Source organism: Legionella nigrisilvae, assembly GCF_977063395.2.
Window position 1 is genome coordinate 12,485 of the sequence record NZ_CDRUGZ020000045.1, and the last position, 19,856, is coordinate 32,340.

Here is a 19,856-nt window from a genome sequence, read left to right on the forward strand (position 1 = left end):
ATCATGATGATCAACCCATTTAGTAAAATAGGCGAGGTATAACTGCGTTGACGTTACTTTGCCCCAGTTTTTTCCCCTCGCCTACATCGTTGTTCGTTGTTTCAACCGCTTGCTGGTATTGACTCTTTAAACGCCCTCCTCCACTGCTTGTTTTATTTACCGCCGCATCGACCTGATTATTAATTTTTTGCTGCATGCTTTCGGCTCTTGATGCATCCATGCCAACTCCCAGAGTCCTTCCAGAATCCTCCAATGCATTACTGTTTTTGTGGTAGTCCGCTCTCATTTGTGACTCTTTGGTACTTAATGGATTTGCTGCATCCTGATAAAAGGAGTCAATCCGAGCATTTTTAGAAGCATTGCCGTATCGTGCGATTAAACCTTCTCGTTGTTCACTGATAAACTCATTAGCTAGCATTTGTAATTGTTTTAATGAAGCCAGATCTGAAGGATTAGAATACAATTCATCTCGTGCCTTTTCTCCAATGCGGTGTGCCACAAAGCCAGGAAATGCCTGATTAAGATCGGTTGTAATCTGATCGGAGTTTGATTCCACATAACTCCTGGCCGTGCTAATGCGAGCGGCTTTAGACATCGAGGCATCGTAGTTTTGACTTGCCGTTTGTGCTTCCCGCAAGTCAGTACCCATTTGATTCGAAAGGCTTGCCCCTTCCGAATGGCTGTTATCAAAATGATGGTTTTGTGCAAACTGGCTCACGTAATTAAGCGCCTGATTAAAGTCTTCTGCTTCCTTCGCTGACATGCTGCTGTCCGTACCCTCATGGTAACGATCACTACTCGTTGATGACCTATCGAACTTGGCATGACTATCAGCACCTCCTGTTGCTCCAAAAGCAAATCGCCCAATACTTCCCAGCATACTTTTTTCACTTGCGACTCCGACGTGGGCATTTAATCCAGCTGAGGTCATATGAGCCAGCGCATCCTCTTGGCTTATCCCTTCGCGCTTAGCTACATCCGAGGCAATATGCGTCATGGTCGATAAGGCCTGGCTGTATTGACCGGATTCGCTTTCAGATACTCCATCGCCTAAACGCATATCATGTCCCTGCATTTTCGATAATTGTACGGCACTGTGCGCAAAACTGGATAAGGACGTTTGATAATGCTGGCTTTCATTGGCTGCAGCCTGCCTGGATTCCTCAAAAGCCTGATTTAAAGAGCCACTTAAGGCCTTTGTATCTGAAATGTGTACGGGTCCTCGTGACATCCCAGGACTTACATCAAAAACAGCATCTCCATGGCCTGTGGTCGTCTTAAGCACTCCACTTCCCAATTGTTCCGTGTGCATCCCATGCATGTTCGTCCAATTGGTATCGTGCTTGTTAGCCGAAACATTATTGGCGCTGGTATTTTCATAGTTCATATTCCAACCGCTGTAACTTGCCATTGAGATGTTACCTGCAGCTGCAGATTGTGCTTCACTGACTGACAAAGATTGTGCCATACCACCAAAATGCTGGGAGGAGGTACTTAAAATCTGTCCCAATCCTTTCGTGATGTACAGGGCAATAACAGGAACACTTGCCGCCAATGCGCCTGCCGTATAGGCGAAATTACTGTGCATGCTCGCTAATGAATCGATATTAGAGAAGGTCACACCTCCGGTTTTTTGACCAAACAAAGTAATGGTAGTACTTGAGGCCATAGAAACAAACCAATGAAAAATAATAAACATCGGCGGCCATGACCAAAGGTAGATTTGAGATTGTACCCACAAGAAATAAGCGTTACTCAGGGTCGGGAAAAATGAAATTAAAACAACTAATGGAAAAATACACAGCGTTAGCATCCACATCACGGTCATATAGTAAGGCAGGCGAAATCCTGCAAGCCAAAAGCTATTGGCTTCGGCAATGTGCATTTTTTGAGTGCTGTCCGTATTGGTGTAATTCATGAGTGCCGCATCAGCTCCTGAAAAAGCAAAAGCATCGGCAGCAGCATCTCGGGTCGCATTAATTAAGATATTCTGCGTAAGTGTTTCAGCCGCATCTTCGGTAATGTTCATGTAATATTTGTGAGCAGCTTGCAGCCGGTCACCAAAAGTCTTTTCGCCTGGTAAAGAACTGCTGTCCGTGTTGCGTGATCCTAAAGCACCTGTGGTTACCAGATGATTAAGACGCTCCAACTCTAATTTGGCTGCAACGGGCAATCGAGTTTTTAAATTGGCTGCTGCATCAGCACAACTTAAATTGTCTCCATTGTGCAGAATCACCCGATAAATAGGCGATGGGCTCTCAAAATAGGTTTTAGATAGATGAGCACTTTGGGTAAGCTCCTGAGGGCTTAATTGGTGACTTGCCAAAAGTTTTGCCGTAAACACGCATTGACGGATATAGGACGATAGGTCTTGTGCCAAATCAGGCGACATGGAGAGCCTTGTCTGGGTTGCCGCAAGCCAGGTTCTTGCACCAAAAATCATTCCGGTTTTGTTGTACTCCAGGCTATCTGGCATGTGAAATACATCACTAAAAGCAGTTGTTATTCCGTACCCCATGCCACTAATGACTGCTGCAGGTAATGCAACACCTAAAGGCACATGATCAACTGTTAAGGCCTCTCCTGCTCCTTCGGCTGTCTGCATGTCAATTATAGCCACAGGCACTTTAATGCCTAGCACGCAATACATGACTAAAAAGGTGGTCAGCACAAAGCGAGTTAATGATTCGAGCTTTTTCCCCATCACGTACTGATAACCGACCATACCAACGGATAGAATCATGATAATGTCACACGCCGTACTAAAGGTAGATTCAGTAAGCAAAGCGGCCATACCATCAAGCAACTCTTTTAAATAAATCCCATTTTGTGGGGTGTAGATTAATAATGGGCTCATTGTGCCCCTCCGGTATATGATTTTCTTAAGATGGGATTAAGGGCATTAAGCGCCTGCTTCACGTTGTTTTGAACCAATTGATTGGTGGTCAGTGCGGCATTAAAACGTGCTCGTGATTCGCTATTAAAATTATCTACAAATTGTTGGGCTACCTGCAGGTTTTTAAATAATTTCTCTTCATGATCACTACCTAAATCACGCCCTGCAAGGGATGCTCGAATCACTTCAAGTGAATTTGCAAGATACTGGGCAAGCAAATCCGTTGCTACACTCTGAGCAAGTTCATAACTGCTTTGTATGCCGATATTCTGTTGTGCACTGGCTGAAATGAGCTGAAATACAGACGGCTGGGTTAGTTCAATTAACCCTTTTTGTTGTGGCGTTAAGGCCGTCCCTGATTTGATATTCTCATAAACTCCCTGCAGGATGGCTTGTACCTGAGAAACCAGAGCATCTTTGCTGCTGATCTCCTGGCTTCCTTTCACATTGATGGCAACACATTTTATGGGTTTGTTTGAATCAGTGCACTTATAGCTGGGTAATTTGCCTCCATAGAGCAAGGCTTTTACAAAATCCTGATTAGTCGCTAAAGAGGGATACGTTTGCATCCCTCCTTTGGCATCAAATACCAGTGTTCCTGAAATCGACATATAGACTTCTGAAATTTCTGTATCTGATTTGATGAATTCATTCAGTTGTAATGCATCCCAAACTACGTTGGTATTCAAAAGAGCCCTGTCTTTATATTCTGAATCGTTTTTTGCCTGTTCCAATCGCTTTTCAATCTCCCCTCCTGTCGAACATTTATGTCGGGCTTCTGCCCAATCGGTGTATACATTACGATTACGCCCGATGTCCTCACACAAACGCTGATGTGCCGCTCTATTTTTGGGATAAAGCGCTGCAGTCAGGTTTTCTCCCATCTCACACGAATTAAAATTTGTCCCATTAATGTCATTTGCCAGCTTTTGCATGTATTGCATGGCATGAGCAATTTCAGGCAGCTCGGTCTCCAGTGCAAGGTTCATTGCATAGCCTGCCCCGTTACTTAAAATATTCTGCATGAAGGAAACAATCTGCTCTGATTTAATAAAGGAAAAACCACCTGCAAAAATATCAATTCCGCCACATCCTGAGCGAAACCCAGGTACATCAACGTGAGCTATCTGAATGGAACGCACCTGATTTCTGGCATAGACAGAGCCTAATGATGCAAATCCTGCTGCCTGTGATTCATAGGAATGGCTACCCGTGACATTCGCAGAATAACCAAGATTATTAAAAAAATGATTTAAATCGGCACTGGCTGATGCATGAACACCATTTCCTGTCACGCAAGTAAAAGACGCAACAACGGTTAGCACAAGAGCTCTAATCATTAAATTTCTCCTCAATGTGTTGCTTTAATTCATGTACTCTTTGTGCCAGCTGATAAGGAGTTGCTTCTCCAAACAAGACAGCGTAGGCCTCCAGGGTATGTCGATTGACTAAAAACAAGGCGGGAACCGTAGGCTTATACCCTCCTGATACATAGAATGTTTGAAAAAGCTCAGGTGTTAATGGTGTGGTATCGAGTCCATCCAGGGACTCTCCATCCAGGCTAAAAGCACGAACCTTAATATGGAATGTTTCTGAAAAATCCTTTAAAACAGGGGAGAATTTTTTACAATGTGGGCAGGTGCTTCGATAAATAAATGCAAAATAATAATTTTGGGATAAATCTTTAGCTTCAGCTGATTCCTTCTGTGCAAAAGCTTTAGGGGCTTGCTTTTTCAATAACAGTGCATTGAGTTCTTCAACTGCCACATTGGCGTGCAATGGATTAATTACAGAACAAAGCAGTAAAAAAATGATGCGGACAATCATGCTTCAAACCCCTCATAGCTGTATCGTTTGTAATGAGTCGCCACATCCAGCAGGCGTTCTTTTAACTCGGTTGTGGAGACGAAACCATAAGATAAAGGCGACATTTTTTGTGTTTTTAAATCAACAAGAAACAGTGCGGGCATGTAGCGTGACTGTAAATTCATTGTTTTTTGTATTTCATGAAGAGGTATGTTTTTAGGATTAGGCAAACCTTCAATGGGTTGTCCATCTGTTGTGACCGAAATCATTGAAAAGTGGGTCTGATTGACGAATGGCACAAGATGAGTGATGAATTTTTGCGAAATGGAACTGTTCCCTTTGTAAAAAAGGATTAATCCATAACGTTTAGCCCCTTCTCGGACTACCCTCTCCATTAAAAGATTCATTGAATCATTGCGAATGGCCACAGCCGTATTGTCAGTTGGAAAATTTAAGGAATGATCCAGCTCAGGATGAGACAACAGCACCTGTTGCCAGTACTGGACAAATTTCTGATTGTTTTTGGCATACACCTGCTGGGCTTTCATGTACTCATAGGTTGCATCAAATGATGGGGCAATTAATGCCGTTGCGAGCTTATTCATGGTGGCTTTGCGGACTTCCATGAGCTCTTCATATGGAGTCAGCGCAGGCTTTGACACCTTTGGAATTTGAACAGGTTTCATCTGAGGTTCTTTGTTTTCTGTACTGTACCAATGAAACCCATGAGCAGGTGGACTTACTAAATCAGCCATGGCCGGCATGGAAAGTAACATTAAAATAATAGTAAATAATCTCATTTTTGTTCTGCCTTTTTCTGGACTCGCCGTTTGATTTCATCCATTGCTTTTGAAGCGTCGGGGCTATTTAAAACGACATCGCCTACAATTCCTGCTTCTTTTGTTGGTTGTCCTTGGGGAAATGGATAGACAGGGTTTAAAAAATCGATGCGCCCCATGTCAAGGCTTTGTAATTCATTCACACTGAGCCCCGCGCAGCGTGTATGCTCCGCATCTCCTAAAGCATTGGGATTTAATTGTCTTAAACGTCCTTCGGCCTGGATAATGCGCGCCATTTTGCTGTCAAAGACACAATAGGTGCGTTTGTGCTCCAGACAGGTGCCAAAAATGGGATCTTTCTGACTGCAGAATTCGCCTACGTAATGAGCCAGATAATTGAGTTTGGCTTTGCCTAAAGCCTTATCTTCTTCACGACACAAATCGATATGGAGTTTGTCAGCCCAGCCTTCATTCGAACAACAATCAATAATGTCCCAAACCCAGATTTTGCACTGAACGGGATGGCCTGAAAATAAGGTGGCCTGCGTTTTACCAAACTCAGCGCCAGCAGCTCCTGCAACGGCCATGGGTGCCATGGCCTCTCCAAAACCATCATTCTGAGTCGCAGCATGTTCCGTGCAGTCTCCATCGGCACAAAAGAGATCACGCACACAAGCCACAGGCTGTGGGCAGACTGTCTCATCGCAACGATATACCTGCTCATAGAGTGAACAGGCATTATTGTTCATTAATGTACAGCGCGAGCTTGCCTGTAAGCATCCTTTTTCACGTTGCGTTTTACATTCATCAGCTGCAGCGGATGCGCATTGATATCGTGCATTAAGCTCCCAGCAATCGCGGGTGACGGGCAGGCCATTAATGACACGGGTTGGATTGGAATCAGTACACTGCTCTTGTGTTTTTTGACATAGGTTGTTTGTCTCAAGAGCAGCGCATTCATTATCCCAGTGCTCTTCTTCCACATAGGATTTAGAATGAGCATTAATCGTCAATGCCACTTGAATTGGGTAATAGCGACTGAACTTATCTGAAATATACAGGGTGATTACTCCTCCATTCTGGCAGGTTGGAAGTCCCACAACACGCACCCAATGAGCAGAACCACCATTATTTAGAATGGAGTGTACTGTGGCTTTCATCTCCTCGCAGGGATGATTTAATTTAACAGGATTGGTTAAATGTCCTCCTGCGCTATTGGTCATCGCACCCGTTATAAGATTAACCGCTATGAGTCCAGTCCATTTTTTATGAACCCATACCTCAAAGTCAGCTCTTTGACTCCATCGTTCTGTGTTCACGGTTACTTTGCGTTTTTTTAAACACTGTTGTTCTGGTAATTGCCTTGATGTATGACAGATTTCCTCATGCGACTTAATCTCACAAGCCTGTGGCTTTTCATCGCATTTAATCCGCTCATTAGATTGTCCATGGGTAATCGCATAACTTTCTTCTTCAATTAATTTGGCGTTTTTAATCGCTTCATTTTTAGTATTGATTTCAAACTGGCGCTGACCAAAATGCTCGGTCACAGTATGTCCACCGGCATCATTTTTTAAGGCATTCGCAGCCAAGGTACTTAAATCCGTTTTTTCAGTTTCAACCCCCTGATAATGAAGCGATTGCGAGGGATTTTCCGTATAGTCTTTGAAGGTATTCTGGGGCTTAAATTCATTCATGGCGCTCAGTGGCTGATTCCCCAAAGATTTTGCGTATTCTTTTAATTTCTGAAAGTCCTGCGCTGTTGTATTGGCAGCTGAGAACGTGCCAAATCCAAAAATACAGACGATGGCCAACATGCATCTAAACATGGCCTTTCTCCAATATGGTGGCCGCTAATGTGGCTCCTGCATCTCCTTTCTGGGCGATGAGCTCCAGTCCTTTTTTTATGCTTGCATTGCCATAGACTACATCAAAGGGTTGATTGGCACAGAACTGCCCTGAACCGCAAGACTTGGAGGGCTCTGTGACTACAAGCGCTGGAACCGTTGTAATGTGGAATTGACTAAACCAGACCGGATCAATAGAAATTCCCTTAAAGTTTAAATGCTGCTTTTGAGCTTCGCTATTAAGGCGTTTAAATGTTTCTATGGTTTGTTTAAAATCACCATCCACTAAGCCATTAATGACCACGGGAATATGAAACCGTGCTGCTTCATCGCTCAATGCAAATAGAAGTGAGTCGGGCATGGAAAAGGATACAAATAAAATGGCACCTTCTACTCTCTGCGGTTTTTGATTGCTTTGTAAACCGTCCGCGCTGCGTTGCATGAGTGTATCAATCAATGATTGGTGCTCTGATTGATTCCGTGAGGACGTACGATTTAGCATTTCGATTGTCTTACTCGAAATGGTTGATACTTGGTGAGCCCCCTCCTCTTGATACTGCCTTAATTCATCATTAGTGTTTGCAAAACATCCGCCAATCCCGGTCAGAAACAGGATAATGATTTTAATGTAGTGCGCCATTAAAGGCCTCCTTATAAAAAACAACAATTTCTCTTGCGCCAAATCATGAAGCCAAAATTATCCCCATCTCCAGGGTAGGTATGTCCGGCCTCCCAGGTAATGACTGAACGGCCAAAGGGCTGGCAGCGTTTCGCATCAGGTAATGTATTGACTAACTGGTAGCGATACCGGCTTTTAGGCAAAATGGAAGAGTGATAGGTGCGACAAAGTGCAGGCCAATCTTTACCGACCGAATCTTTAATTGCTCCAAGGCGATGAAGCTTAAAGTCGGTGCGTTCTGCCAGGAGCGTTGCGGCACTGATGGGACTTGCCTGATTTGCCACAAAACCATTGAGCGGATAGGTAGATCCTTGAGCGCCCTGGCACCAGAATAGAGAATCCATGGCCGTTCCTGCCAATGCTTTGGTTGCATCTGCTGCACAAGACGCCCGTACTGGCGATGTGGTAAATAAGGTGGCCTCTGGATTAAGAACAAAAGCAAACTCAGAGTCATTCCATGTTGGATCAAGTTCACTCAAATACATCACATCAAAATCTTCTGTCTCCATACAGCCGATGGATGTAAGTACCTGCAGCCAATACATCAGAGGGTATTTGTACCAATGCACGTAATAAAATGCGCCTCGCCCATCCGTATCGGGCATTTGTGAACCACCAAGACCCTGGTCTTTAATATGTAGTTGCACCCCAAGATTCACCATGCAATATGGCTTTCGTGTCACATCGACTAACGCAAAGGGTTCCCAATAACCTATAGTAACTCCTAAAAGTTGTAATTTGTTTGGGCAGGAACAGATAGGGTTCCCAGGATTTTTAGTATCAGGATACTGGCTTTTTACTACTTCGGAGGAACCAATGGTTAAAGGGAACAAACAATCCCAGCAAATGTCGGTAATAGGATTGACAAAATGCCCTTTACACTGCGATGCGTGCAATGAACAGATGAAGAATAAGCCTGCAGCAATTGAACAGAAAAGTCGTTTATTCATCATTCACTCCAATTTCTTTAATTTGCCAATCAAGACCTACCTGACTGACTATGCTTGGAACGTGTTGAAGCTGCAGCCGAGATGAAATGATGCCGTTCACATCAAAATAAATTCGACCAAAAAGCTCTGCAGCAACTCGAACATCACCACCGGTTAAAATGAACTTAACGTGCTTAAAATCGGTGTAATGGTTCTTAACCCAGGCAACCTGTCTTGCATCATCCGCATTAAAGAAAATCAGGGTTTTGAGGAAGTGAACGCGCTCAAATGGGTTTATCCGCGTTCCTGCTTTTGCAATTAAATACCCATCAGGAGTCCAGATATCATGAGATACAGTCACTGCCGGTGAGATGCGAAACGTCTTAGGCGTGCGAGTCGTGCTCAATGCCAAAGGGTGTGGTCTCATCGCCTGACGCGCTGCTTTCTGCTCTAAATCACGCTGAACATGCTCTAAATCACCACTTTGCTGTAATGCATTGAGTTTGTTCATAATGACTTTTCTTATATCCTCTTCTCTAACAGGGAATGTCTGGCCATACTGACCAATATTTTTTGCATGACTTACAGGCTCTAATAAGAAGGCCAGACCAAGAATCAGGGCTAAAAACCGTTTGTTAGTGCGCTTCATGCTTTATCCTTGCTATGGTCAAAGCAATGAGCTCGTCTGTTACATCCACTTGGGAGGGTTTGTAACCAGTCAATACAGGTGCACTGACTAAGGTTACCCGGTGAGACCTTCCATAGTCCTTGATGACTTCTGGAAGGGCTCGTGAAAAGCGATCCATAATGTTTAATTGTTCTTCATGAGTCAGTTTAGAACGGGCAAGCAGCACCGAAGGTGCCTCTATGGCACGATTCATATCAACCACCAAAAGAGGTAACGGCTTAGGCCACATCATAAACATACCCGCCAGGACTCCAATGAACCCACAAACTCCTGCAATGACCCAATATGTGGTGTTTAAGCGATTAAATGGCATAACCCCTCCCATAATGCAGTTCTGCGACATGCGATACCGCATCAAGAAATGCAATCCCTTGTGCCACATAATTAATGACCGCCTGATAATCATCTCCATCAGAAGATAAAAGCACGCGAGTAAATGGATCAACGAACAAGCGATGAAAGGAGGAAATACCGTTGGCGCGCAACAAAACTTGCGAAAAACCAGCTTCTTTCGCTATTGGGAATGATTTCAGAATAGTCATCTCGTAGTCCGAAAAAGTCTCATGCTTTTTTTGATGCTCTAAAAGCGGTGATTCTTCTTGTAAAAAAACAAGCTTTAAAGCGGAGTTCTCCCATGCGGCACGAGCTTCTGAAAATTCAAAATAATCCTCAATCCCCTGAGTAATCGTGACAAATGATGCTTTATGCCGCCGACCAGTACGAAAGCCTTTGGTAATAAAGTTCACTGCAATTAAATCCCCTGTAAAAAAAGACCAGGCTTCATCAATGATGCACATCTTTTGTTTGTTCCTGTCCGAGTTGAACATACGTCTTTGAAACTGAGAAATAACGGACAGGAGAACCGGTGCGCGAATGCTTTGATTGTCTTCAATTTCCTTCAAATCAACTACAATTATGCGGGCATCAGGCGATAACTGGGATGGTTCATTAAACGCCTTTCCATGCTCTGAGGCAGAACAGTAACGCTGAAGGTTTTTAGACAAAATGCGCGCTGTAGGATAGGTTTCGCGGTCGTGCTCGTACAATGACAATAAGACTCCTGCAACCTCATCAATGCGCGTTTGATTCTGAGTTGTTCCAAAAGCGGTTAAAATGGCTTCTCTTAAAGTGCCTCTGTCGTCATCTGTAGCACCGCTGGTCGGGCAAGTTAATAATTCAAACAAGGCAATAATGTCATCAATCTCTCGTAAAATGTCCGTAACATGGGTAAAGGGATTCATCGCCAAATTGCTGTATTCAAGATAAGTCCCACCAAGCGCCTCACACAGTTTTCTGTAGCTTCCACCTACATCAATAATAAAAATATCCCCGCCATTAAATAAAATATTGAGCATCAGCATCTGAATGAAAAAACTTTTACCACCGCCCGATGTTCCGGTTACAGCCATATTGTAATTGCTGCCAAATGCACCCGAGAAAGGATCGATGCAGGCAAACTGATCGCGCATGGTGGGCAACAAAATACCCTTGCCCACCCCGCGCCAGTCAGAAAGAATTGGCATGTATTGGGTTGCATTCCATGAAGAAATTGGCCACATCATGGTTGGAAGAGAAAAATCCTTAGCCAGATTTCCTGTGAAAAAAAACGGCATCGAGACTAAAAAATACGGACATTGCATACGTTTACACAATGCCAATTTAATGTCATTGAACGCAAATACCGTGCGAGCAGCCTCCACATCACGCTCTTTTTCATGAGGTCTTGAAAAAAGAACCACGTTATAAAGCATCTTTACAGAACGAGTCTTCTGTGAGGATAAATCATCTCGAAAAGTACGCCATACTCTTGCCTGCTCCTCAGTTCCCGCTACATTCAAGGCATAATCACTTTTAGATTTTTTATCCAAATCACGGGTCTTGCGGTTCGCTCTACCCTGAGCACGTCCCTGCTCTTCAACCAGATAGATGACCGAGATGATGTGATTACAGGATATTCTTTTATCAGGATGAAAAATGTTGCTGGTATTATTGATGTTCTCCCATAAACAATACTGACGAGGGAGGCGATCAATGGTCAGAACAGATACAGCTGTTTCATAAGCATGTCCAGTTTCATTAGCCCCTTGAATTACTACTTCATTGTTTTTAATTTCAATATCAAAGTCATGAGACAGTGCCTGCTCTTTAAGTAATTTGGTTTTGTCGTATATAACAGGGCGTGGGGTAATTGCATCAGGGCAATTATCCAGATAAAACTGAAGCAAATGCAAAAAATCAGTCGCATCTGCTTGCTTAAATCCAATTTTTGCAGCACTTAAGGATGCTTCAAATGAAACGCGAAACTGGCCAAAACAGGCTTTTAAATCGTTCTCAGATTCTTTTTTGATTTTATCAATGACGATATAGCAATCCGTATGCGTTAATCGAGGTGCAAGCATCGTGTTGGTTTTAAAACCGTGTATGGCGGCTTTTTGATAAAATGCCTTAAGGTTCTCTCCTAACAGGCTTAAATTTTCAAATTCGCTTTTTGTGAACTGCGAAGTAAATGCCTCAATATCTTTCCCTACCTGATTGTGTTTGACGCAAATCAACTGCAAGGTGAACTCATGAGACACTTTAGATTGAAGCAGCGCATCCAGCTGCTCTGCTATGTGTTCATTCGCACCCGTTAAAGGGACAATGCGATAAATTAAACCCGCATTGTGTTCATTAAAAAACAGCTTCGATTCCTCATCAAAATATTGATAAGGTAATAGCTCCTCAGTAAAAGAAGGATATTGATGCGCCTTGAGGTCAAAAGCGGCTCCGTTATCGGCTAGCCCTTTGTCATTCCAGGTCTCCTTTAGCAACTGATAAGTATCTTGAACCCATTCTATAGCGTTTGTAAGCATTGCTTCTCTCCTGTATTCGTGCCAGCGCCTATTTATAATCTGAATACAGATCTTGAATTCTTGCCTGCTGCACGAATTGACCATCGGGTGTATAGCGTTTTTCCTGCACCATACGATTCACCATTTCCATACTTTGACAACCACCCCTGTCAGAAAAAGGACATCTTGCATCCTGATTGTCGAGGATGGATTTCGAGCAGGCACATAACTGCGACACTAAGAAAAGGGTACTCAATAAAAATAGAGGTTTAGTCATGAAGTGGCTCCTCATTTTGTACGGTTGAAAATAATGGGGTAGAGGGTTGTCCTGGTTGATTTAAGAGGGGATTCTCAACAGGATTAACGGTTTGAACCATGGGCTCTTGATTATTGGACTGCATCAATGAAGCGCCATTCACAGGGTGTGTATTTAATTCATAGGCACGGCTTACAGTGGTTGTAACCCCAGACTCGTTTTGGGCATGTCCTTCATTGATAGCGCGTCCTGACTCGTACACCTGATGTTCTTTGTCTATCCAAAAGCCTTTAGTAAATAAAACGGACACACGACGACCAGCACGTGCCACAACCAGTGGATGATAAATATCAGCAATGCGCATTACATAGTCTGAAATACGATTGGCAGGATTACTAAGCGCACCACCAGCAGCCGATTGAGCAAGGGTTGATGCCTGCCCGTAGGTCGTAATGGTGCCAGCCCCCGGATTGATTGTTTGAGCGGTATTTAAATTCTTTAAGCCATCACCAAATCCTGCCAGCATGCCTGCCGCTGCCGAATAGGTTAAGAGCGGCTTTGTTTTTAGAATGGATGTTCCGCGTAAATCCTGCATGGCATCCAAATCAAATACAGAGCCGTAGGCCTTTTGTTCAAAATTGATGTTGTTTCCTGCGCAAGACAGTGTTTCTAAATGCATCACCACGGAACTTCCTGATAAATCACCATAAGTGGATACCAGGGCGACACAGTCTTCCAGATGAGAACGCTGATTGTTGGGCATGATTCCTCCGCTGGTAAGGCGGATTAAAGCAGTTCCCATGTTTTTTGAGCCGTTTATTCCTGCATCACCTAAAACCCCAGTCAGCAACACCCCTTCAACAAAGGTTCCCGCCCAAACATAATTTTTAGAGGTTCGCACTTCCTTGTTTTTTTTCTTCCGGTTGTTAAATTGCACTGTTTCCAGTCCTGATTTTGCGAGCAGTTCGCGCTCTGCCTGATGCTTTTTCTTTTGCTGTGCTTCCATTTCTTCACGAGTTGGCGGCCTAACGGTGACCAGGCTTGCCTGACGGGTAGAAACCAGTGCAACCTGTAATTGTTCGTTCATTTTTTTATTTTCTTCTTCAAGGTGTGAAAGCTGTTCTTTCATGGCCTGGATCAAAGCTTTTGTTTCCGAATTTTCTGTTTTCACAGGTGCTGCTTCCTGCTGTTTTTTATGATGTTCTGCCACTAACTCTTTTAAAGAATCAATTTGTTGCTGCTGTTGCAGAAGGAGTGCTTCGTCACTGCCCTGATTAAAAGTACTTTCAAAAATACTCTCGAACGGAGCTTCTTCCTGGTGGACTGGTTTTTTTTTCTCAGCTGATGAGTAACAATAAAATCCATAGGATGCCCCACCCACCAGTAATAAAATGGCTGCGTGCTTCAATTGTTCCTTTTTGGCCAGTTTATTGGCGTTTTGAGGTTTTAGCGTCAACCATTGTTTTATTTTTTTAAACATTACCTACTCTCCTTCCAACTCATTTTAAGCAGCTTCTGGTTTATCCCTGATTGCTGTATAACCCATATAAATAAGCGATTTTTTTAGGTGGGAGCGCCTCATCACTTAATGACAGGGATTCTGCGTCCTTATGGGCAAATAAGGCGGTTGTAAGCGCCAGCTCATGATTTGATGTATTTTCTAACCGATAGATAAAGCCGGTGAAACGCTTCCCCTGATATTGTTTTTCAAGAGTTACCTTAATGTTTTTTTTAATGTAAAAAGAACGTGGAGTAATTCGTTTCTCATTAAATTCTTTGGGGGTCTCCCCTGCTTTCATGGCAGCGATTGCCTCATCTACTTCACTGGCATCAGGGGTATCCAGTTTCACAAATTTCAATTTTGTTTGAGCGCGCGGCACAAGCCTTAAGGTTTTTCCAACCGATTCATCAGGTGTCAGGGTAAGTGATACGTGATGTCCTTTATCTGTAGTTAGGAACAGGGTAATGGGAACTTGAAAATTGGGCTTTATATACACCGAAGAATCCGTGCTTTCAGGGTTATCCATCTCACTTTTATCTACTGTAATAGCATGCTCTGGGTAACTTAATTTAGTGATCGATTCCCCTTCAACAAACACACGATTAAAGTTAATACTCGATAAGGTCAGATTAAACTGCTCTCCTTCTTCAAAAGCGATGACCGAAGGAGCTGTGCTTGCACAAACAATTCCTGAGCACAAACAACTTATAAGAAGAATGTTTTTTTTAACTTGATCATAAATTGAGTTAGTCATGGTGTATCTCCTGAATGGACACAAGATTTAAAAGGCCTGATTGATGTGAAAACTGCACTCGATACATTTTGTGTTGTGGCTTTAATTGAAGCCCATGGCTTGTGCGATACAATTGCCCTTCGATTTGACCTTGATTTTTAGAGACATCCACGGATACTTTTTCAACATAAAAAACTGAGCTTACATTTTTTTCATGTACTGTTTTTCGCTCGGCATCCAATAGTTTGGAAAACGATTCCTGGTATTTCGCTGGAATCAGATGAGACAGCATGGTGTAGCGTGCATCAATGGTCTCAGGATTGTAGGTCAGGCGTAAGTCAGCAGCTTTCTGCGTCATTTCTTTCAGGTATTCGGGTGAATAGCCTTTATCACCAATGCTAAACTCTAGACCAGTACACACTGGAAGCCAGTGAACCTGCTTATGCAGTAAGGTATAAAAATTTAAGGCGCAAAGGACAATAATTGCAAACGTACTCGATAGCGCCCAAATCAGTGTCAGCTTGAATAACAGTCTGTTTTTTGCAATCGCATTATCACGAAATGAAGTATCCATTAAATCACCTGATATAAATTCGGTTGGCAGAATCGGGAAAAGCTCGAAATACAAGGGACGTTAACCTGTGAGGCAGCGACCAGTATACGATGGCAAACAGACTCCGCAGAGGCAGTCCTCCATACTTGATATGCATCGCAACGCTTAGGGCTGCGCCTATCATAAAAAGCTGATAGGCAAGTCCTGTTAAAAGCCCAATTCCCGTGAGTAAAAAAATGGGCAGGCCTGTGGTAACAGGAATACCCGCAATTTTAGGCTCATCAGAGAGCATAAAGGTTTGGTAGTTGCGAGCCATTATTTCAATGCCCAGTGAGTAAACACCATCAATACAGGAACACCCGCAAGGACTGCGATATTTTTGGTTTTGATGTAGGCATAAGCCCCTGCAAGCCCTTCTGCTAACAAAAGAAAATAAGGGAGATCTGAATCCGCTCCAAAGGTTGCCTTTACTTCCTCTTTTAATCCAGAAAGCCGATTCTCAGCAGCAAAACAGGAGTCTGGCATCAAACACAACAGTGCCAAACCAATCATTAAAAAAGGGAGCAGCTGCCTGGCATACAGATATCCTTTAATGCTCAAATCGTTCATTGCTGTTCTATAGTTCATCACATTCTCCTTTTTTGGTTAAAAAAATCCCCCTGAGCCCCAATTTGTGCTCATTTTTTATTCTTTTTATTTAATGAATCGTGTTTTTGTGGTTTTATAAAGAGCGCTTATCCATCCATGGTTACTCCTTTATCAAGCATGCTTTGACTTAATAGGTGGTTGTTCTTTTTAAGTTCAACTAAAATTTGCGTCAGTAGGTGATTTGCAGAATCCAGTTTTTTGAACAAAGCCACATACTCAACTGCTTTTGCTATGTCAGGAACCTCCTTATCCATTGCTAGCAAAAGCGTAAAAAGCGCTCCACTGGAAAGAATGTGTTTAAAATATTCGACATCCTGTTCATCATTTTCAGTTGAAACGGCAGTCAGATTCTGATTAATCTTAAAATTGTTTTCAGGCAGTGTTGTGGGCTCTGCATGAATAACTCCACTCACAACGATGAGGGTCATCGACAGCATGAGTGTTTTAATTGGGTTCATTGAGCGCTCCTTTTATTTTTGTTATGAACTTAAGCTTTTAAAATTAGTCCGATGTTTGGTCTGTTTCTGGTATGTTGATGTTCTCAAGTTCACTTTTCATCACAATAACTCGTGCAAGATAGGGTTTTACCTTCGGTGATAAATGTGTACAGTAGCTTCTTACATTGCTGATTGCTTTTAATTCATTGTATCCATAAGCCATAGAAACAACTGCACTGTCTTTTTTATGATGCTGCAATTGGGCTCCTGCTGATTCCAGGTAGGCTGCAGCAATTGCGACATCTCCAGAACATAAATCGGAATTGTTTTCTTTGGCAATCTGGTTGAGTTGATAAGACGTATCAAAAATTGGTCTTTCTAAATCGTAGTGATTCGAACTGGTTGCAACAGCACAGGGTGAACCCAGTGCGGTGATGATAAGTCCTGCTATTACATTGATTCTCATTACTATTCCCTCTTTAACTCATTATTGTTTTTTAAATCCTATGCACTTTTTTCATGAAGCTCTAATCAGGCTGCATCAAAAAATGCCCGCTAATGTTTTTACCAGACCTTGTTCCAATGCGGGTCGTGCTTCTGCAAAACTCAGATTGACTTTATCGGCATTGGATACCACCCGCGTTCTATAGCGTTGGTAATCACTGTGTTTGCTCAATGTCTGTGTGGTTCCAGATGCAGTGCCATTTTGAAGGTTGGAATTAAACTGCTCATGAACAGTACCTTTTCCAACGCGCTCAGAAATTTGTACATCGGTAATCATCGTGTAATTCACTGCCTTGACTAGAGAATCTGCAGCCAAACCAATAATTCCCCCACCAATACCTGCACCAATCATGGTGCTTGAATGACCGCTTAATGCACCCAGTGCAGTTCCTGTTGCTGCCCCTGCCAATGCACTGCCATACCCGCCACCTAGCGCGGATTGGCTTGCAGACGCGCTCATTTTTCCCACCTTAAGAATATTGGCCTGCAGCAGGTAATGGGCTTTGGATGGATTTCCAACCACTTTATAGCCATGTTCTTCTAATGCCTGCTTTAGTGACTTATCAATGGATAATGACTCTTGAGAAGTATTCTTAATTGTGATGTAAATCGTTTTTTGACTTTGAGCCACAGGATCAAGAAAAATCGTTTGGCTGAGTTTTGTATCTGTTTCTAAGTTACGATGTTCGATCACTGTTGATGTTGCAGCACAGCTCACCAACAGGGCAAAAGATCCAGTTAAAGCTAAAGTGGTAATTGCCTTTTGTATCTGGTTAATGCATGGTTTCATATTATTCCCTTAACTCGTTAGTATGGTGATTTGAATGGTTAATGAGTCTGTACGCCCCGTGCTTCCTTCCACTGACCAGGCTTATTTAAAAACAGAGATTGTTCTTTTTTAATTTTTTGATGTATTTCCTGACGATGAATAATTACATCTTGTGGTGCATCGAACCCTAAGCGGACTTGATTACCCTTAACACCGAGCACGGTGATATAAATGTCATCATTGATTAGTACGGTTTCGCCTATTCTACGTGTAAGTATTAACATGCTGTGTTCCTTTTATTGGTTAGTGAATTGAATATTCTTTTTTTTGTGAATCAATCTCGAATCGAAGCGCTTCGCATGCCAATCGTGCCTCCATTGCAATGTGCCAGAAATCGCATTCAGGGATTTCCTGATAGGCCAGAGCTAATGACTCAGAGCAGGCGTTTAAAAGACAGTACAGCTCTTCCTTTGTAAACAGTTTTAAACATGGAATTTGTTTCATCATGCAACTCCCAATAACTGGCGAATTTTCGCAAGGTGTGTTGTTGCAATGTCTTTTGATTGAGGCAAAGTGCACAGCACCTTCTCTTTAATTTCCGGGATCTGGTGTCCTTGTCTCATTAAATGACATACCCGTTCATATGCCTCTTTAAATACTGCAAAAGAATGGCCTTCATTATCAATTTCCAGAAATTTAAGCCCCAGTCTTTTGGCAGTAAATTTAACCACTGCATGACTCCAGTTTGGGTTCGTTGAATAAGCGCTGTTTAAAACCTCCCTATGCGCCTCGGCAGCAGAAGGCAGGCGCAAATCACTATAAAAGCCAAGACACAAAGCTCGAAACTGCAGGCAATTGGGTGGAAATTCACAAAACTTGTCGCCTTTACTCAATGTCATTAATCGCTCCACACCACTGTCTAATGCTTTTGGAGTTAAATCTTTAAGTGCAGCAAACCAAACTCCTGTATCATTCACTCCATGCTTACTGATAAAAAGTTGCCCGTATATTGCAGTCAGCTTCATCCAGAGGCTGGACAAGTGTTCCTTCGATAAATGAACCGGAGTTGAGTTCATTGCCTGAGGTGTCCCAGAGTGAGTCGATTGAAATGCCATGATGTTCGCTGACTCGCTCAAGTGCTGTTTGGTTAAGAGTGCTTTGATTTGTACCACGCTCATTGTGATGACTCCTTAATTGTCCTTGTGCCTTTTGTAGTTGTTTTTGCATGTATTGGGCATCTCGCTCAAGCCAGTTAATGAATACTGGATTAAAGTCAGCCCATAGAGTGTTTTGTTTTTTGTTGTGCTTGATAAACGCCTGAATTTCTTCTTTGTCAGTTACTTTGGTTAGTCCCATGGAAAATGCCATTTCGATGGTTTTTGTGTTTGGGTAAAAGTCATCGCAAATTGGTTTTTTGCTGCAACAAAAATCATTGCTCGCAATTTCAGTTTGTTTGTTTGAGTTAGTTATATTAAATATATTAATATTCTTTGCAGAGCTCTTTAGTGTGTTAGCTTCTCTGTTAACTTCTATGTTAGATTTTCCCTCTGAATCTCCTTCTCTATCAGAATCTATAAGGGATTTAGGTGAATTAAGATCTGTGTTAACTTCTTTCTTTATAATCAATTGATTATAGATCTTAGGGACCTCTGGGAATATAAATTTTAAATTTTGCCCTTCAGTTATAACTTGAAAGTATTCGCTACACTCATGTTCTATAGACTTTATGAAATTTCTGATGGTTTGCTTAGATGGAACACCACTGTTGATTCGACCTGGAGCGGTTTTAATCTCTAAGGATCTTGATAGATCACGATAACTAATGTCAGATACAATTCCCGTAAGAGGATTTGCAAGATTTAATAGTTCATAAATAATTAATCTAGGACCATAGGGTAATAATTGAAACTTTTTTTCTATTTGTTTCCTAGCATTAATGTATAACTCAACATCAAACTTCATCAACAAATCCTTTTATTTATCTAATTTATTAGATAAGA

The 19,856-nt window shown here is 42.5% G+C and carries 23 protein-coding genes; all 23 read right to left on the reverse strand.

Annotated elements, in window-relative coordinates:
• Positions 1-19: 19 nt before the first annotated feature.
• Complete coding sequence (locus tag ACWTE2_RS33800) at positions 20-2,857, reverse strand: conjugal transfer protein TraG N-terminal domain-containing protein (protein ID WP_014845137.1); 2,838 nt, start codon at positions 2,855-2,857, stop codon at positions 20-22.
• On the reverse strand, positions 2,854-4,236 hold the full coding sequence (locus ACWTE2_RS33805) for a conjugal transfer protein TraH (RefSeq protein ID WP_014845138.1): 1,383 nt from the start codon (positions 4,234-4,236) through the stop codon (positions 2,854-2,856). Before ACWTE2_RS33805 ends, ACWTE2_RS33800 begins: the two co-directional genes overlap by 4 nt.
• On the reverse strand, positions 4,229-4,723 hold the full coding sequence (gene trbB, locus ACWTE2_RS33810) for a type-F conjugative transfer system pilin assembly thiol-disulfide isomerase TrbB (protein ID WP_014845139.1): 495 nt from the start codon (positions 4,721-4,723) through the stop codon (positions 4,229-4,231). Before trbB ends, ACWTE2_RS33805 begins: the two co-directional genes overlap by 8 nt.
• A complete protein-coding gene (traF, locus tag ACWTE2_RS33815; protein WP_014845140.1) occupies positions 4,720-5,502 on the reverse strand; it encodes a type-F conjugative transfer system pilin assembly protein TraF in 783 nt (260 codons plus the stop codon). Before traF ends, trbB begins: the two co-directional genes overlap by 4 nt.
• Positions 5,499-7,310, reverse strand: coding sequence for a type-F conjugative transfer system mating-pair stabilization protein TraN (gene traN / locus ACWTE2_RS33820; protein WP_014845141.1), 1,812 nt, complete (start codon positions 7,308-7,310; stop codon positions 5,499-5,501). Before traN ends, traF begins: the two co-directional genes overlap by 4 nt.
• The gene (trbC, locus tag ACWTE2_RS33825) at positions 7,303-7,968 is read right to left on the reverse strand and encodes a type-F conjugative transfer system pilin assembly protein TrbC (protein ID WP_101901819.1); all 666 of its coding nucleotides are present in this window, start codon (positions 7,966-7,968) and stop codon (positions 7,303-7,305) included. The genes traN and trbC overlap by 8 nt, the downstream gene beginning before the upstream one ends.
• Positions 7,969-7,979: 11 nt before the next feature.
• Positions 7,980-8,957, reverse strand: a complete 978-nt coding sequence (gene traU, locus ACWTE2_RS33830) for a conjugal transfer pilus assembly protein TraU (protein WP_014845143.1) — start codon at positions 8,955-8,957, stop codon at positions 7,980-7,982.
• Complete coding sequence (gene traW, locus ACWTE2_RS33835; RefSeq protein WP_014845144.1) at positions 8,950-9,585, reverse strand: type-F conjugative transfer system protein TraW; 636 nt, start codon at positions 9,583-9,585, stop codon at positions 8,950-8,952. The genes traU and traW overlap by 8 nt, the downstream gene beginning before the upstream one ends.
• A complete protein-coding gene (locus ACWTE2_RS33840; protein WP_014845145.1) occupies positions 9,572-9,937 on the reverse strand; it encodes a TrbI F-type domain-containing protein in 366 nt (121 codons plus the stop codon). The genes traW and ACWTE2_RS33840 overlap by 14 nt, the downstream gene beginning before the upstream one ends.
• Entirely contained in the window at positions 9,927-12,476 is a 2,550-nt protein-coding gene (gene traC, locus ACWTE2_RS33845) for a type IV secretion system protein TraC (protein WP_014845146.1), read from the reverse strand. The genes ACWTE2_RS33840 and traC overlap by 11 nt, the downstream gene beginning before the upstream one ends.
• A gap of 28 nt (positions 12,477-12,504) precedes the next feature.
• Positions 12,505-12,732, reverse strand: a complete 228-nt coding sequence (locus ACWTE2_RS33850; RefSeq protein WP_014845147.1) for a hypothetical protein — start codon at positions 12,730-12,732, stop codon at positions 12,505-12,507.
• On the reverse strand, positions 12,725-14,191 hold the full coding sequence (locus tag ACWTE2_RS33855) for a TraB/VirB10 family protein (RefSeq protein ID WP_014845148.1): 1,467 nt from the start codon (positions 14,189-14,191) through the stop codon (positions 12,725-12,727). Before ACWTE2_RS33855 ends, ACWTE2_RS33850 begins: the two co-directional genes overlap by 8 nt.
• 40 nt (positions 14,192-14,231) lie before the next feature.
• Positions 14,232-14,966 (reverse strand): type-F conjugative transfer system secretin TraK, encoded by a 735-nt coding sequence (gene traK / locus ACWTE2_RS33860; RefSeq protein ID WP_014845149.1) that lies wholly within the window; start codon positions 14,964-14,966, stop codon positions 14,232-14,234.
• Complete coding sequence (locus ACWTE2_RS33865) at positions 14,959-15,519, reverse strand: TraE/TraK family type IV conjugative transfer system protein (protein ID WP_041174155.1); 561 nt, start codon at positions 15,517-15,519, stop codon at positions 14,959-14,961. Before ACWTE2_RS33865 ends, traK begins: the two co-directional genes overlap by 8 nt.
• Positions 15,520-15,523: 4 nt before the next feature.
• Positions 15,524-15,814 (reverse strand): type IV conjugative transfer system protein TraL, encoded by a 291-nt coding sequence (traL, locus tag ACWTE2_RS33870; RefSeq protein WP_014845151.1) that lies wholly within the window; start codon positions 15,812-15,814, stop codon positions 15,524-15,526.
• Positions 15,814-16,125 carry a type IV conjugative transfer system pilin TraA gene (locus tag ACWTE2_RS33875; RefSeq protein WP_014845152.1) on the reverse strand — a complete coding sequence of 104 codons (312 nt, stop codon included), beginning with the start codon at positions 16,123-16,125 and terminating at the stop codon, positions 15,814-15,816. The genes traL and ACWTE2_RS33875 overlap by 1 nt, the downstream gene beginning before the upstream one ends.
• A gap of 107 nt (positions 16,126-16,232) precedes the next feature.
• Positions 16,233-16,604, reverse strand: a complete 372-nt coding sequence (locus tag ACWTE2_RS33880) for a hypothetical protein (protein WP_014845153.1) — start codon at positions 16,602-16,604, stop codon at positions 16,233-16,235.
• A 43-nt stretch (positions 16,605-16,647) separates the two neighbouring features.
• On the reverse strand, positions 16,648-17,049 hold the full coding sequence (locus ACWTE2_RS33885) for a hypothetical protein (RefSeq protein WP_014845154.1): 402 nt from the start codon (positions 17,047-17,049) through the stop codon (positions 16,648-16,650).
• Positions 17,050-17,124: 75 nt separating this feature from the next.
• Positions 17,125-17,877, reverse strand: coding sequence for a complement resistance protein TraT (locus ACWTE2_RS33890; RefSeq protein WP_014845155.1), 753 nt, complete (start codon positions 17,875-17,877; stop codon positions 17,125-17,127).
• A 38-nt stretch (positions 17,878-17,915) separates the two neighbouring features.
• On the reverse strand, positions 17,916-18,140 hold the full coding sequence (gene csrA / locus ACWTE2_RS33895) for a carbon storage regulator CsrA (RefSeq protein WP_014845156.1): 225 nt from the start codon (positions 18,138-18,140) through the stop codon (positions 17,916-17,918).
• Between the two features lie 19 nt (positions 18,141-18,159).
• Positions 18,160-18,363: a hypothetical protein gene (locus ACWTE2_RS33900; RefSeq protein WP_014845157.1), complete on the reverse strand. Its 204-nt coding sequence runs from the start codon at positions 18,361-18,363 to the stop codon at positions 18,160-18,162.
• Positions 18,360-18,881, reverse strand: a complete 522-nt coding sequence (locus ACWTE2_RS33905; protein ID WP_014845158.1) for a hypothetical protein — start codon at positions 18,879-18,881, stop codon at positions 18,360-18,362. The genes ACWTE2_RS33900 and ACWTE2_RS33905 overlap by 4 nt, the downstream gene beginning before the upstream one ends.
• Entirely contained in the window at positions 18,841-19,818 is a 978-nt protein-coding gene (locus ACWTE2_RS33910; protein WP_014845159.1) for a hypothetical protein, read from the reverse strand. The genes ACWTE2_RS33905 and ACWTE2_RS33910 overlap by 41 nt, the downstream gene beginning before the upstream one ends.
• Positions 19,819-19,856 lie beyond the last annotated feature (38 nt).